The organism is Nostoc sp. DSM 114167, from assembly GCF_052692655.1.
In genome coordinates, this window is sequence record NZ_CP195116.1 from 1,779,008 (window position 1) to 1,794,671 (window position 15,664).

Genomic DNA, 15,664 nt, shown 5'->3' on the forward strand with positions numbered 1-15,664 from the left:
GGTAAAATTTTTACATTAATTTACCGTAAATATACGGTAACAAAATTCACAAATGAACCGTTGCCAGAGGAGCGCTTTGCTCAGAAATAAAACTTCGCAAAGTCTCGACTTAAGATGTGGCTTTAGCCGGCTCACAAAGTGTCGTAATTATTTCAGGAATCACCTGGTTCAAGTTTCCAGCCCCTAAAAACAGTGCCAAGTCTCCTGGGCGTAGTGTTTGTAGTAAGTACTCACACACTGCGGGTAAAGTTGGTTGATAAACTACAGGAGAATGCTGTTTAGCAATTTCCGCCGTTAGACGTTCACCACTAATTTGCCCTAAATTAGGTTCGCCTGCACTGTAAATATCAGTCAACACCACCAAATCAGCGTGGGTAAATGACTCGGCAAATTCATCTAAAAAGGTCAGTGTACGACTATAGCGATGGGGTTGAAAGATGGCAACCACTCTTTGCCCTGGTCTTGCCTGTAAACGTGCTGCGGCGAGAGTAACGCGAATTTCGCTAGGATGATGAGCATAGTCATCAATGAAGGTAATGCCATTGACTTCACCTCGAAACTCAAAGCGTCGTCTTGCTCCTTCAAAGGTGGCGATACCTTTGGCAATTGCTCCAAATTCTAAACCCAAAGCGCGACCAACAGCCACTGCGGCTAAAGCATTGCTGAGATTATGCCGACTGAGCAACCTCAATGTCAACACGCCCAAAGCTTTGCCTTTTTCCCAAACCAAAGCCGTGGTACCATCAGCACGATAATCAATATTGGTGACGGTGTAATCAGCGTCGGTATCTGAGTGTAAGCTGTAGGTAATTGTGGGTTGCAAGCGATCGCGCACTGTCGCACAGTCAATGCTACCTATTAAAGTTTTACAACCCTTAGCAAATGTCTGGAAGGTGTCAATAACTTCTTCTAATGTATCGTAGTGGTCAGGATGATCGAGTTCAATATTGGTGATGATACCAATTTCGGGAGCGTGTTTTACTAAAGAACCATCCGATTCATCTGCTTCGGCTACCAAATATTGGCTGTGTCCCAATCGAGCATTACCGGACCATGCATTGACTTCGCCACCGACTAAAATTGTTGGATCTAGGCCTGCTTCCAGAAGCATATAGCCAATCATACTACTAGTTGTAGTTTTGCCGTGTGTTCCTGCCACTGCAATACTGTAGTAATCCGCAATTAAAGCTGCTAGGACATCTGAACGATGAAAAACTGGACAACCTAATTCCAGCGCTGCTTTGTATTCTAAATTATTAGTGTTAATTGCTGTTGAACAAATGACTTGAGGCAATTTTGACTTAGTAGCAGTAAGTAATTCTTCTGGTGAATTTAATACTACTGGATTAGCTAATACCTGAGGATGAAAGAATTCGAGATTGCTTGCCTCTTGTTTACTAAAAATATGAGCACCGATAGATTCCAACTTGTGCGTAATGTGGTTAGGACGAAGATCCGAACCTGATACTGGAAATTGACGCTTTGCAAGAACGTATGCCAGAGCAGACATACCTATGCCACCGATACCAATGAAATGAAATGGTCTACCACTAAAATCTACAGAATTAGTCATTTATTGCTCCTTTTACACCACACCACACCATAATCACAAATGACACGCGTATCATAACAGGAATTTGATTTTTACCGTAACTACTCCTGTATCATGTTCATGTTTGATGCCCAAATGATGTTTCTGCTCTGGCTTTCCTGGTTGAGAATGATTTTACCTTGGTTGGAGGTTTTTGCTATTTCTGAACTGTTCTTAAGATTATTCTGAAAATTTTGGCTGCATCGGGAAAGAAATTCTTGTAATGTCAAATACATATTTTTGGCTACCTTACTGGAATTGGCTACATAATACATTGTTTAGTGAAACTAATTTGAAATTGCATCAAGTTTAGGCGTGAATTGAGTACAATAGTACATTGGTAATGAAACTATTTTTCAATTGCATATAACCCAGGCTTATCTGGATGCAGCAACTAGCAATTTTTGGTGGCACATTCGATCCAATTCATTGGGGACACCTGCTCGTAGCCGAGACAGCTTTGCATCAAGTATCCCTTGAAAAAGTAATTTGGGTGCCATCCTTAAACCCTCCTCACAAAGAAGCAGCATTGTTTGAGCATCGCGTGCAAATGCTGCAATTAGCCATCAAAGATAACCCAGCATTTACTGTCTCACTAGTGGAGACTAATCGCTCTGGCACTTCTTATGCCATTAACACCCTGATTGACTTATCTGCTTGTTACTCCAATACTCATTGGTACTGGATTGTGGGCTTGGATACTTTCCAAAGCTTACCCAGTTGGTACCGGGGACACGAATTAGCACAAATGTGTGATTGGTTAATCGCACCCCGACAGCTAGGTGGTGAGACTATAACTCAAAGCAAATTAATCTGCAAGCAAGTGGAGCAACAACTCAAAAAGAAGTCTTTGCTCATTCACTGGCAACTCTTGAATATACCAATAGTCGGAGTTTCGTCAAGTCTAATTCGCGAATTTTGCCGCGAACGCCAGTCAATTCGTTATTTAGTCCCAGAATCGGTCAGATCATATATCATTAACAACAATCTCTACTCTTACAAATCTGAATAAATTATGTGTTTTTTTATTGATCTAACACTTTATGGTTAAAAGTGCCCCCCCCCTTTGCGATATGATTGGGGTCAACGATATCAACATAATAAGCATAAATACAGAGGGCAAGACACTGTGATTAGAGTTGCAATCAACGGTTTCGGGCGGATTGGACGTAACTTTGCGCGTTGCTGGGTGGGTAGAGAGAATAGTCGGATCGATCTTGTCGCTATTAATGACACTTCAGACCCTAGAACCAATGCTCACCTGCTAAAGTATGACTCAATGCTAGGCAAGATCAAAGATGCTGAGATTAGTGCTGACGATAACTCTATCATCGTCAACGGTAAGACCATCAAATGCGTATCCGATCGCAACCCAGAAAACTTGCCCTGGAAAGATTGGGGAATTGACCTAATTATCGAAGCAACCGGGGTATTTACTAGCAAAGAAGGAGCGCTCAAGCACGTAAATGCTGGAGCCAAGAAAGTTCTGATTACCGCTCCTGGTAAAAACGAGGATGGTACTTTTGTGGTTGGTGTGAATCATCATGACTATGACCACAACAAACACCACATTATCAGTAACGCTAGCTGTACTACCAACTGCTTGGCACCAATCGCCAAGGTGTTGAACGATAAGTTCGGCATCATCAAAGGTACGATGACCACCACCCACAGCTATACAGGCGATCAGCGCTTGCTAGACGCTTCTCACCGGGATTTGCGACGGGCAAGGGCCGCAGCGATAAACATAGTACCTACTTCTACTGGTGCAGCAAAAGCAGTGGCACTGGTTATCCCAGACCTCAAAGGCAAGCTAAATGGCGTTGCCTTGCGCGTACCAACCCCGAACGTCTCAATGGTAGATTTCGTAGTTCAGGTTGAGAAGCGTACTATTACTGAAGAAGTTAACCAAGCTCTCAAGGATGCTGCCGAAGGCCCACTTAAAGGGATTTTGGACTACAGCGAACTAGAACTAGTATCTTCTGATTATCAAGGTACTGACGCCTCTTCGATTGTCGATTCCAGCTTGACTTTGGTTATGGGCAGTGACCTAGTAAAAGTTATGGCATGGTATGACAACGAGTGGGGTTACAGCCAGCGAGTCTTGGATTTGGCAGAGTTGGTAGCCGAAAAGTGGCAATAATTAATTTGTCATTAGTCATTAGTCATTAGTCATTAGTCATTAGAAAAAGGACAAATGACAAAGGACAAAGCACTATTGACTAAAATGTTGAAATCCCTGGCTAAGACTCAGAACTTGGTCGGGGAATTTTTTTTGCTCGTCGTGCAATATTACTGTCGATCCGGCTGTAATCCTGCCTGCGATCGCAGCACCTTCTCCAAGGTGTTGCACTAAGGCTGATGCCAATTCTTGTGGTAAGCACAGCACTAATTCAAAGTCTTCGCCACCGTATAGAGCATATTCCAGCGCTTGCTCTGGTGTCAGCCAATGGTTAAAAGTTTTTGGTAGGGGAATTTGTCTGTGTTCTAAGACAGCACCAACGCCACTCGCGCGGCAAATTTGAATAATCGCATCTGCTAAACCATCGCTGCTATCCATCCCAGCAATGGGAAGTCGGGAGTTAAGAGTTAGGAGTTGGGAGTTAGGAGTTAAGATTTTCCAGAGGATTGGTAAGACATCTAATCGTGGTTGTGGACGTTGATGTGCGCGGATTAGAGCCGTGCGTTCTGCATCTTTGAGGTTTTGTCCTAATTCGGGATGTAAGAGCAGTTCTAAGCCAGCCTGGGAGGCTCCATGAACGCCTGTAACGACGATCGCATCACCTACAACAGCAGCAGAACGGCGGATAATTTGACTAGGGTTAACTTGACCAAAAGCGGTAATTGCCAGAGTAGTAACAGGCGATCGCACCACATCACCCCCAACAATTGGGGTATTGTATTTTTGCAAGCATTCCGTCATTCCCTGGTACAAGCGTTCTACCCAACTCACCTTAAGTTTACTGGGTAGTCCCAACCCGACAGTGATTCCCAATGGGGAAGCACCCATTGCGGCTAAATCTGATAAATTGGCAGCAACAGCTCGCCAACCAGCATCTTCTGGGGAAGTGGTGATGTTGCTAAAATGTACGCCATCAACCAGTACATCTGTAGTCACTACCAAAGATTGCTCTGATGCAGTCTCAAGTACTGCGGCATCATCGCCGATAATTTCTGGTGGGCAGAAACGCTGTAATCTTTCTAAAAGACCTTGTTCGCCAATGTCTTTTACTTGTTGAGAAGATAACTCACTGTTCACAATCGGTTTTCCGTGTTGCAAAATTACGAAGAAAACTGATGATTTACTTTACTGTTTAAGATAAGGGTATTGTCTAGGAGTCAGTTGGAATGGTCACAACACCAGTAACCAGCATCACATTTGAGGAGTATTTAACCTATGATGATAGCAACGGTTTCCATTATGAACTGGTGGATGGCAAGCTAGAGCTAATGAATCCACCTACTATTGAACATTTTCTGATTGTCGATTTTTTGGATACTGCCTTGAAAGCAGAAATTAAACGTTGTAACTCTACTTGGCTGACTTTTCGAGAAAGTGGCGTGAGAACGGGTAGAAATAAATCTAGGTTGACTGATTTGTGTGTAGTGACACTGGAACAAGCTAGAGAATTGTTAAATGCCTCAGCAGTATTTGAGTCACCACCGTTACTAATTGTCGAGGTGGTCAGTCCAGAGTCGATGAAACGAGACTATCGTTATAAACGGTCGGAATATGCTGCTTTAGAGGTTCCTGAATATTGGATTGTAGACCCACTGGCAACAAAAGTTTCAGTGTTACTACTGGAAGATGGATTTTACGAAGAAACAGTTTTTACTGATACCCAGCAAATTATATCGCGGACTTTTCCAGAATTAGCGATCGCAGTCGATCGGATATTCACCGCTGGAAATCTGAATCAGGGGAGACGCGATTAATCGCGTCTGTACAAGATTATTTTCCCCTGCTCCCTTGCCCTATCTTATGCAGCTTGCGGCTGAACCAAATTTTCTATTCCTTGAACCACGGTTGCCGATTCAATTTTGTCACCAGCCTTCAGTTTATCCAAAACTTCTTTACCTTCGGTGAGATAGCCAAAAACGGCATAACGACCATCCAATAGATTGCGTCCGGCGGGGGTGAGTTCTGGTTCAAACAAAAAGAAGAAAAATTGTGATGAACCACCATTTACTTCACTTTCGGGACGAGCCATCACTACTGCACCAAACGCAGAAAAAGGTAGAACTGGCATATCAACGTAACGACCAGCTTCTTCTAGAGTAATGCCATAAGTAGGTGCTTTATCTCCTTGAACTAAGATTTCTAAGGGAATAGCGCGATATTTGCCCGTTTTTGGGTCAATGAAACCCACATCTTTACCAGCAGGATCTCCAGTTTGCAAAAAGTAAGATTCTTCAGAACGGGTAAATTCTAAGCCATTATAAAAACCCCTCTGCACCAAATCTACAAAATTACCAGCAGTCACAGGAGCGCTGTAACCATCTACGACAAGGGACAAATCACCTTTGTTAGTTTTGATTTCTATAGTGGCACGACCTTTAAGTTGCGGCAGATTACTGTACTCAGCAGGCACTTCAAAGGGAAATTGTTTCACCATTGACTCTTCTAGCTGAGTAACAAGATTCAAAAGTTTGCTTCTCTCTTGCAGAATTTGTTCTTTATCTTTGCTGTTCGCCAATTCTTGTAATTTACTCACCCCAGATTTCAACTCGGTAATCCAAGCTTCGGCTTGGGGTTGGCGTTCTTCAGGAACGCTTGTTAAGATTTGGGAAGGTTTATCGAGAATGCGGGATGCTTGGCTGATGTCTTTGGAAATAGCACCCCAACGCCGATTCGCCCGCAGTTGGGCAGAGATGTCCTCTAAGCTGCCTTGTAGTTGCCGCACAGATTTGTTATCTATCGGGAGTGCATACCGCAACAAAGCCTTTCCGTCGGTAATTGCATTGCCGGCTGGCAGTGCGGCGCTACTGGAGGGAGTCCACCCAGCTGTAGTTATGCCTAAAAATATTGTTATCAGCAGTATTGCCATTAGGCTGTTCTTCAGCCAGGATTTTAATAAGTTAAGCATGGGATAACTCAAATGCAGCAGTGAATTGTTGACTGGACGTAACCCATAAATAATCTTCCCACAGTATGAGTGCTGAGTGCTGAGTACTGAGTGCTGAGTGAAAATAAATGCAAGTGGATGGGGGGAGTGAGGGAGTGAGGGAGCGAGGGGACAAGGAAATAAACAAAACTCCTAACTCCTAACTCAGCACGGGCTAAACACCCCGCTGACGCTAACAGCTACGGGCTAAACCCCCCGCTATCGCTAACAGCACTCCTAATGCCCAATGCCCCGTGACTAAATAGCTAATTACTCCGCTTGAAGGGTACAATAAATGCCGATTGTCTTCCAAAATTTGAAAGTTTCATGATCTCCAGTAACGACTTTCGACCCGGTGTTTCAATTGTATTGGATGGGTCTGTATGGCGAGTGCTTGAATTCTTGCACGTCAAACCAGGCAAAGGTTCTGCCTTTGTACGAACTAAGCTAAAAAATGTCCAGAGTGGGAGCGTTATGGAAAAAACGTTCCGCGCAGGGGAAACAGTGCCGCAGGCCACTCTAGAAAAAAGCACGATGCAGCATACCTATAAAGAAGGCGATGAGTTTGTCTTTATGGATATGGAAACCTACGAAGAAGGCAGATTGACTCGCGAACAAATTGGCGATCGCGTCAAGTACCTGAAGGAAGGTATGGAAGCCGAAGTGATTAAGTGGGGCGACCAAGTTCTGGGAGTAGAGTTACCTAAGTCTGTGGTTCTAGAAATTGTCCAAACAGATCCAGGTTTAAAAGGTGATACCGCTACAGGTGGCTCAAAACCAGCAACTCTAGAAACTGGTGCAGTTGTGATGGTTCCTTTGTTTATTTCTCAAGGAGAACGCATCAAGGTTGATACTCAGGAAGACAAATATATCAGCAGGGAATAACTTTCATCTCTACAAAGATGCAAGTCCCGATTTAAATCCCTACATAGGGATTAATTCCCTGCCACACTTAAGATGCTCATTTACGGATAGGTCGAGGTAATAAAAACTGTGCCATTGGACTTTAATGAAATCCGCCAACTTTTGGCAACTATCGCACAAACAGATATTGCAGAAGTCACGCTCAAAAGCGATGATTTTGAGCTAACAGTCCGTAAGGCTGTGAGCATTAGCAATCAGATGTTGTCGGTAGGTCAAGGGACTTTAGGCGGTGTGGTAGGTTCAGGCTTGACATCAGGTTCATCTGGGGGAAACCAGATGAGCGGAAGTCAGGTAACGGAGATGTCCACATCTCGTGTATTTGAGAATACTGGAACTAGCACACAAATGCAGTTATCAGTAAATTCTCCCTCAACCATTGACCAGAGATTAGTAGAAGTGCCTTCCCCAATGGTAGGAACGTTTTATCGCGCTCCTGCGCCTGGGGAAGCGGCATTTGTGGAAGTGGGCGATCGCGTCCGCAAGGGTCAAACAGTCTGTATCATTGAAGCCATGAAGCTGATGAATGAAATCGAAGCCGAAGTCTCTGGACAGGTGATGGAAATTCTCCTCCAAAATGGCGACGCTGTAGAATATGGTCAACCTTTGATGCGAATTAACCCTGATTAAGTATTAATGTATATATGACATGAGTCATTGTTAAAACTTTCAGTCCTTGTGGGTCAACCCTGATGAAACAAACGTTGCCTTTACCACCAGAAGTGGTGCAACAAGTAGCTGAATACTTCAGCCTATTAAGTGAGCCAATGCGCCTACGGCTGCTACACTTATTACGGGATGAAGAAAAATGCGTGCAAGAGTTGGTAGAGGCAACACAGACTTCTCAGGCAAATGTGTCAAAGCACCTGAAGGTAATGTGGCAAGCAGGTATCCTTAGCCGCCGCAGTGAAGGAACTTGCGCCTATTACCGGGTGGAAGATCAAATGATTTTTGAGTTGTGTAATCGGGTTTGCGATCGCCTCGCCACAAGGTTGGAGCAGCAAGCCCGTAATTTTCGCGTATTAAATAGCAAACGTTAGGTCTTTTGTCCTTTGTCATTTGTCAGTTGTCATTTGTAAAAAACTTATGACCAATGACTAATGACTAATGACTAAAGCGGATAATCTTTTTGAAACTGTTCGCGAGTGAGTGGTTGTTGTAACTCTAGACCCTCACCGCCTAAAACATCCAACGGTTTGCCGTTTACGTCAATGTACACTTTGGCTTTGGGATTTAAAGTTGTTGCAGTGTAAACAACTTGTCCCACGCGGCCCATCATTGAAGTGCTACCACCACCGCTAGTAAAATCTTCAGATAAATTAACGCGAACTTCATCTTTTTCCGCCTTCAGCCCCAATAGCTTGGTTCCTTTGGGTATGGTTGTAGAATCTGTTCCTTCTGTTGGGCCTGCTAACAAACTTTGGAAAGCTGCTTCTAAAGCCTGGTTGGGTAGTACAGAAGCTACTTTAACAGGCTGGGGAACCAAAGCAACATTTTTGTCTTTTGGTCTTAGCCAATAAACGTTGGGGGTTTGCTCATTAGCTGGCTGCCTAGTTGATGGCTGTGCTGGCTGTTCAATTCGGCTAGAAGGGTTTGACGGTGTGGGAGGATTGTTGGATTGTGTGGTAAACCAAGCTACACCGCCACCCACCGCTACAACCGCTGCTGATACAGCTGCAATTACGCCTGAAGAAATACGATTAGATCCTTGTTGGTCTTTCATGTTCAAAACCTTCCTAACTGAGGGCTGATATGGTAGTTATGTGAGGAGCAGCCTGGTTAAAGACGATACTTATAAGTAGAGAGTTTCCCACAATCTAGAGGAGGCTTAAATGCTTCTTAATTCTGTAAGCCCCTAATTCAATTTTAGAATTTTTATTTCTAATCCGTCACCTACCAAATTATGTAAATTTTTGAGAATCGAGAGTGAAAAGTTAAGAGTTAGGAGTTAGGAGTTAGGAGTTAAGTAAGTCGGCGAGAAAAAACCTAACTAGGTTACGAAATGTAAATATACCTAAAACCCTTACAAATGAATAAGGACAAATACTTCGACTACGCTCAGTACAAGTGACAAATGACAACCCTCTCCTGAAGGAGACGCTGCGCGAACACTGGTTATCTTTATTTGCACCTATCTACTTAGAAGTTGGGGACAAAAGGACAAGGGGATAAACAAAACTCCTAACCTAGCCCTATAACTCTTAACTCTTGTACAGACGCGATTAATCGCGTCTCTACTCTTAACTCAGCACGGGCTAAACGCCCCGCTGACGCTAACAGCACTCCTAATGCCCTATTGCTTCTGTAATCCAACCTTTGAGTGTTGTTGTCACTTCATCAATGGCAATTTCTTGAGATTTACGGGTGGCTCTTTCTACAACTTCAACTTTGCCATTAGCGATCGCCCGCCCGGTTACCATTCTATAAGGTATGCCAATTAAATCAGCATCTTTAAATTTCACTCCCGCCCGTTCGTCGCGGTCATCCAGTAGGGTTTCAATTCCGGCTTGATTGAGTTCTGTGTAAAGTTTTTGAGCGATTTCGATTTGTTGAGCATCTTTAATGTTAGGGATTGTGACGATCGCGTGATAAGGTGCGATCGCAACTGGCCAAATAATCCCATCTTTATCGTAAGATTGCTCGACGGCAGCTTGGGCTAATCGTGACACACCGACACCAAAACAACCCATCACTAGCGGCTTTTCTTCACCCTGTTCGTTGGTATAAGTTGCACCCATCGCTTGAGAGTATTTCGTACCTAATTGGAAGATATGACCTGCTTCAACTCCACGGGCGCTTTGTAGGATTTGTTCTGGATTATGAATGGCGCGATCGCCTGGTCTTGACTTACGAATATCTACTACTCTCTCTGGTAACTTAAATTGCTCATCCCAATTAGCACCAACTACGTGATAACCAGCTTCATTTGCGCCTGTAATAAAGTTTTTTAAATCAACTGCTGTTCGATCCACCAAGCGCAAAAACTTGGGATGGATCTGTTTATTAGCAGTAATATACTCATCTGCGATATCTGGCGCAATGTAGCCTAAAGGCAGAGATTTAGTTGTCCATGCTTGCTGGGCTTCTACATTTGGTACATTCAAACTAATAATCGTTTTAGCGCCATATTCAGAAGCTAATTTAGTCAGTTCATTTTGCAATTTGACCTCATTAACTTCCTGATCGCCTCGAATGCTTACCAGAACTAACACCGTTACACCATTATCATAAACTGTCTGATAAAGGACATTTTTCACCAATTGAGTCGCAGAACAGTTGAGGAGTTGACACACCTTTTCAATCGTTTCTGTTCCAGGTGTATCGCGTTTCTCATAGGTTGTAAACCGTGAGGTTTCGGCGTCAATTGGTAAAGAAACAGCCTTTTCTACATTAGCTGCGTATTTACCATCCTCAGTGTAGAGAACTTCATCTTCGCCAGCTTCCGCCAAAATCATAAATTCTGTAGAACCAGAACCACCAATTGCACCAGAATCAGCTTCCACTGCCCGAAAAGCTAAACCAGAACGCCGCAGGATATTGCTGTAGGCTTTATACATATCCTGGTAAGTTTCTTTCAGGCTAGCTTCATCGGTATGGAAAGAATAGGCGTCCTTCATGATAAACTCTCGTCCGCGCATTAAACCAAAGCGGGGACGAATTTCATCGCGGAATTTGGTTTGAATTTGGTAGAGATTTAGTGGTAGCTGGCGATAAGAGCGAATCATATCACGAGCGATCGCTGTGATTACTTCCTCATGAGTTGGGCCTAATCCTAATTGTTGCTCCCGGCGGTCAATTAGGGAAAACATGATCCCCTCAGCTTTGGTATAAGTGTCCCAGCGTCCCGATTCCTTCCATAAATCAGCAGGTTGTAATTGCGGTAGAAGACATTCTTGTGCGCCTGTAGCGTTCATTTCTTCCCGCACAATTTGGGAAACTTTTTGCAGTACCCGCCACATTAGCGGCAAATAAGCATAGATACCACTACCGATGCGACGAATGTAACCTGCACGGAGTAATAATTTATGACTGGGAATCTCAGCATCAGCCGGATCGTCCCGCAGTGTAACAAATAACATTTGTGAAAGTCGCATCGTTTATTCCCTTTCCAGAATCTCTAATTTGTTTATAAACCAACTGGCGATTAGAAATCACGCGTCAGAAAAGCATCTTAGTTTTTGAACTTGCGTGGTGTGCGGTCGGCATCTTACAGCCATTAAGATATCGCATGATATAATCTTTGCAACTATTTAATCTAGGTCTAGGTTATGAGTCCTTTGACATTAAAACTAGACACCGTTCACTTGAGTGACGAACAATTTTATCACTTATGTCAAAATAACCGCGAATTGAAATTTGAACGCACTGCCAAGGGAGAATTAATCATCATGTCCCCCGTTGGAGGTGAAAGCGGCAATCGAGAAGCAGATTTAATTATCGATCTAGGAATCTGGAATCGGCAAACTGGCCTCGGTTACACTTTCAGTTCTTCTACTATATTCAAATTACCTAATGGTGCTGACCGTTCCCCAGATGCCGCTTGGGTTCAACGAGAACGTTGGCAAGCACTTACACCCGAACAAAGACGCAAATTTCCCCCCATTGCACCCGATTTTGTGATTGAATTAAGGTCAGCAACAGATGATTTGGAAATGTTGCGTTCCAAAATGCAAGAATATATAGATGCAGGGGTGCAATTGGCATGGTTAATTAACCCTCAACAGCAGCAAGTAGAAATTTATCGCCAAAAACAAGATACGAAAGTGCAAAATTTACCCACACAATTATCGGGTGAAGATGTATTGCCAGGATTTAGTTTGAGTCTTTCTTGTTATTAAGTTTGCAAGTGCTGCTAAATCTCCACATCTGCCAACACTTTCCATTGCAGCAGAAAATACTTTATAAGTCTGCGTAAATACGCTTCATTAAAATAATCTGCGTAGACTAAGAAGGTATCCTAGTTTTCTAAGCTGAGTAATGTGCCAAGCACAGCACAATAGACCAGTTTTACTTCGACTTTATTACTCAGGGCATATTACAGCCGTTAGGATATCTTAAAAAAATAACCATCAGGCGATTATAATCAGGGCATCTTTAGGAGAAACTACTTTGGCAGATGTAATTTATCAAGCACAGGCACCCTTAGAATTTATTCCTCCCGCGTTTAATCCTTTATTACTACGAGTTGTCCATCTATTACTACCCAGTTGGATAAACTGGCAAACACCTATTAGCCAAATTGAAGCAGATAACGTAGAGGTTCTAGTGGATCTCTATCGCCAGTTTCAGGAGGGTAAAATCCGTTTTATGCTGGCATTTCGCCATCCGAAGACAGACGATCCGTTTTGTTTGGGCTACTTGCTATCTCAACTCGTACCAAAGACAGCGCGATCGCAAGGTACAAAACTACAACATCCCATTCACGCTCATTTTATCTACGATCGCGGTATTCCTCTCTGGGCAGGTTCCTACGTTGGCTGGATTGCTTCTCGTTTAGGTGGGACTCCGATTCAGCGAGGTAAGGCTGACTGGACGGGGTTACGTTCGGCGCGTGACTTGTTCGCCAATGGCAAATTCCCAATGGCGGCTGCGCCAGAGGGTGCAACCAATGGTTTATCGGAAAATATCAGCCCGCTAGAACCTGGTATCGCCCAATTAGGCTTTTGGTGTGCTGAAGATTTGCAAAAAGCTGAACGCCCCGAACAGGTTTTAATTGTACCAGTTGGGATTAAATATAGTTACGTTGATGCTCCTTGGGATGCGATCGCAAATCTTTTAAGTGAATTGGAAGCGGCTAGTGGTTTACCTGTGAATCCAGCAGAAAATGCTTCTATAGAGTCGCTTTATCCCCGGTTGTTGACTTTGGCAGAACATTTACTTTTGCTCATGGAGGAATTTTACACCCGGTTTTATCATCAAAAACTGCCAGATCCCAAGATTGTCAACGGGCAAATTCCCGATAGAAATGAAGCATTAGCAGTTCGTTTACAAGCTTTATTGAATGCAGCGCTGCTTATCTCAGAACAGTATTTTAATTTGCAGTCAAAAGGTAGTTTGAGTGACCGTTGCCGGCGAGTCGAGCAAGCAGGTTGGAATTATATATTTAGAGAAGAATTTAAAGATGTCAAAGGAGTATCTGCGGTTGAAAGAGCTTTAGGCGATCGCATTGCAGAAGAAGCGAATGCGCGGATGTGGCATATGCGTTTAGTAGAAAGTTTTGTGGCTGTTTCTGGTAATTATATTCGTGAAAATCCAACAGCAGAAAGATTTGCTGAGACGACTTTAATTTTATGGCAAATGATTGCTAAAATCAAAGGCAATAAAACTGTGCAGCGTCCGCAATTAGGTAAGCAAAAAGTAAAAATAACTGTGGGTGAACCCATATCTATTTCTGAGCGTTACCCGGTATATAAGGAAAATCGGTTGGGTGCTAAACAAGCTGTTGCTGATGTGACAAACGATTTGCAACACGCGTTGGAAGGTTTGATTTGATTAGAAAGGTTGCATTTTTTGCTAGAAACCAGAATAAAGGTGTCAGTCGTCAGGAGCCTTATTCATTTCGACCCCTGCCTCCTGACTTCCTTAAATAGCAAGTTGCAATGAAAATGCCCAAATGTTCATCCGAATCGGATATTACTTTCTAAAGTAGATCGCGCGTTTAGATGCTTTGTACGGAGATGCTGGCGGGATATAGTTTATTAAGCTTACACAAACCCAAAAGTTTTTTAAAACTATCTAATTCAATGGGTGCAGATAATCGTAGTCTGCTACACCTACTTGGCTTTGCTGCTATTTCACTTTAATACAATTGGGTTAAATAAAGGCAATTGTAACTAAATATGTCATTCTTTATTTGATTTTTATAAAATTAGCGTTAAGTTATCCAAATTATATTTTCCGAAAAATCACGCTTTTATATTTTTGTAATTCCAATTACAAATAGAGGAGTCCAAAAAATTGTGATTCTCTAAATCAATCAATTTATAAATAATGAAAACTCAAAACTTATTCAATTTACTGAAGGTTGGTATTGCTACTTTTGGAATCTTCTTTGTGGCTGGTCAAGGAGCCTATGCCTCAGACTTAAAGGGAACAGCATTTAGCATCTCTTTGGAGTGTCTGAACGACACTACCGGTCTTTTGATGGGTAAAAACTCCACTGATGCTAACGGGTGGCAGTATGCATTTGATTCAAACAAAGATGGGATGAACGGGAATTACTGGGTTGGTGCCGCGCCAGGGAAAGTAAATCCCTACGATATCTCTGGTATGGCTATCAAAGAAACTGCTACCAGCGTCATTGTGGCAATCAATGGCAATATGAAGTTAACAGGAGAGGCTGAACAGGGTGCTGCCGGTGGCCAGATTGGATATGGTGATTTGTTCTTCAATATGGCCGGTAAGACCTTTGGCAATGCTATGAGCAGCGGAGATTTGTTTGGTATTCATTTCGCTTCAGCGAATGCTTCAGGGGTACAACAACTAGGTGTTTATAGTAATGTTCAGGCAAAGACAGTTACTAATATCAAAGAAGGCTACACCATTGCTACATATGGTGGTTTAGCAGGAGGAGGGAATTCTTACGAAAGTCAGGTAAAACAAGGTGGTGGTATTGTCGGTTATGGTGATTTGACCAATAGTTACTTTACCAATAACGGCAAGGACAATACATTTAATCTCAATGTCATCAACTCTGGAAATTATCTGAGTGGAATCTCGTTTTTAGCGCAGGGTAATATAACCCAGCAGTTGCTAACCACTGGCTATGATGCCAGCAAATTTAATGGTACACAAACCATTGCATTTGAATTCAAGAAATCTTCTATTGTCCAATCGACTCCTGAGCCTGCTAGTCTCGCTGGTTTAGGAATCGTCGGTCTGGCTTTGGCTGGTAGCAAGCTACGTAAGAAATTAGCGTAGCAATTGGGTAGGGACTATTCGCAATAGGGCTTGATTTCTCTTCAGTGATTATAGACAAGATAAAAGACTACTTTATCTCGTAATAAATGATAGCTGGAGTCAATAAATTTTGGATGAAGCTTAAGCG

Annotated in this window: 14 protein-coding genes; 9 read left to right on the forward strand and 5 right to left on the reverse strand. The window is 43.0% G+C overall.

What is annotated here, in order from left to right:
- Positions 1 to 109 precede the first annotated feature (109 nt).
- Complete coding sequence (murC, locus tag NSTC731_RS07485; protein WP_445630265.1) at positions 110 to 1,573, reverse strand: UDP-N-acetylmuramate--L-alanine ligase; 1,464 nt, start codon at positions 1,571 to 1,573, stop codon at positions 110 to 112.
- A 403-nt stretch (positions 1,574 to 1,976) separates the two neighbouring features.
- Between murC and nadD the strand changes: the two genes are divergently transcribed.
- Complete coding sequence (nadD, locus tag NSTC731_RS07490; RefSeq protein WP_445630266.1) at positions 1,977 to 2,603, forward strand: nicotinate (nicotinamide) nucleotide adenylyltransferase; 627 nt, start codon at positions 1,977 to 1,979, stop codon at positions 2,601 to 2,603.
- 117 nt (positions 2,604 to 2,720) lie between these two features.
- Positions 2,721 to 3,734: a type I glyceraldehyde-3-phosphate dehydrogenase gene (locus NSTC731_RS07495; RefSeq protein WP_322681363.1), complete on the forward strand. Its 1,014-nt coding sequence runs from the start codon at positions 2,721 to 2,723 to the stop codon at positions 3,732 to 3,734.
- A gap of 72 nt (positions 3,735 to 3,806) precedes the next feature.
- Here the strand turns inward: NSTC731_RS07495 and thiL are convergent, their stop codons facing one another.
- A complete protein-coding gene (thiL, locus tag NSTC731_RS07500; RefSeq protein ID WP_445630267.1) occupies positions 3,807 to 4,850 on the reverse strand; it encodes a thiamine-phosphate kinase in 1,044 nt (347 codons plus the stop codon).
- An 89-nt stretch (positions 4,851 to 4,939) separates the two neighbouring features.
- On the opposite strand from thiL, the gene NSTC731_RS07505 reads away from it, so the two are divergent.
- Positions 4,940 to 5,527: a Uma2 family endonuclease gene (locus tag NSTC731_RS07505; protein WP_445630268.1), complete on the forward strand. Its 588-nt coding sequence runs from the start codon at positions 4,940 to 4,942 to the stop codon at positions 5,525 to 5,527.
- 44 nt (positions 5,528 to 5,571) lie between these two features.
- On the opposite strand, the gene NSTC731_RS07510 is transcribed toward NSTC731_RS07505, so the two are convergent.
- Positions 5,572 to 6,678, reverse strand: a complete 1,107-nt coding sequence (locus NSTC731_RS07510; protein WP_445630269.1) for a peptidylprolyl isomerase — start codon at positions 6,676 to 6,678, stop codon at positions 5,572 to 5,574.
- Positions 6,679 to 7,023: 345 nt separating this feature from the next.
- On the opposite strand from NSTC731_RS07510, the gene efp reads away from it, so the two are divergent.
- From efp to NSTC731_RS07525, 3 genes are all read left to right on the forward strand, one after another.
- The gene (gene efp, locus NSTC731_RS07515) at positions 7,024 to 7,581 is read left to right on the forward strand and encodes an elongation factor P (protein WP_109012189.1); all 558 of its coding nucleotides are present in this window, start codon (positions 7,024 to 7,026) and stop codon (positions 7,579 to 7,581) included.
- A 108-nt stretch (positions 7,582 to 7,689) separates the two neighbouring features.
- Positions 7,690 to 8,247 (forward strand): acetyl-CoA carboxylase biotin carboxyl carrier protein, encoded by a 558-nt coding sequence (accB, locus tag NSTC731_RS07520; RefSeq protein WP_445630270.1) that lies wholly within the window; start codon positions 7,690 to 7,692, stop codon positions 8,245 to 8,247.
- 62 nt (positions 8,248 to 8,309) lie between these two features.
- Positions 8,310 to 8,657 (forward strand): ArsR/SmtB family transcription factor, encoded by a 348-nt coding sequence (locus NSTC731_RS07525; protein WP_094349905.1) that lies wholly within the window; start codon positions 8,310 to 8,312, stop codon positions 8,655 to 8,657.
- 71 nt (positions 8,658 to 8,728) lie between these two features.
- On the opposite strand, the gene NSTC731_RS07530 is transcribed toward NSTC731_RS07525, so the two are convergent.
- On the reverse strand, positions 8,729 to 9,340 hold the full coding sequence (locus NSTC731_RS07530; RefSeq protein WP_445630271.1) for a GerMN domain-containing protein: 612 nt from the start codon (positions 9,338 to 9,340) through the stop codon (positions 8,729 to 8,731).
- Positions 9,341 to 9,902: 562 nt separating this feature from the next.
- Positions 9,903 to 11,711: a proline--tRNA ligase gene (locus NSTC731_RS07535; protein ID WP_445630272.1), complete on the reverse strand. Its 1,809-nt coding sequence runs from the start codon at positions 11,709 to 11,711 to the stop codon at positions 9,903 to 9,905.
- 174 nt (positions 11,712 to 11,885) lie between these two features.
- Between NSTC731_RS07535 and NSTC731_RS07540 the strand changes: the two genes are divergently transcribed.
- The 3 genes from NSTC731_RS07540 (at position 11,886) to NSTC731_RS07550 (ending at position 15,537) form a co-directional block, all read left to right on the forward strand.
- Positions 11,886 to 12,455, forward strand: coding sequence for a Uma2 family endonuclease (locus NSTC731_RS07540; RefSeq protein WP_445630273.1), 570 nt, complete (start codon positions 11,886 to 11,888; stop codon positions 12,453 to 12,455).
- A 271-nt stretch (positions 12,456 to 12,726) separates the two neighbouring features.
- Entirely contained in the window at positions 12,727 to 14,109 is a 1,383-nt protein-coding gene (locus tag NSTC731_RS07545; RefSeq protein ID WP_445630274.1) for a 1-acyl-sn-glycerol-3-phosphate acyltransferase, read from the forward strand.
- A gap of 498 nt (positions 14,110 to 14,607) precedes the next feature.
- Positions 14,608 to 15,537: an XDD3 family exosortase-dependent surface protein gene (locus NSTC731_RS07550; RefSeq protein WP_445630275.1), complete on the forward strand. Its 930-nt coding sequence runs from the start codon at positions 14,608 to 14,610 to the stop codon at positions 15,535 to 15,537.
- Positions 15,538 to 15,664: the final 127 nt, after the last annotated feature.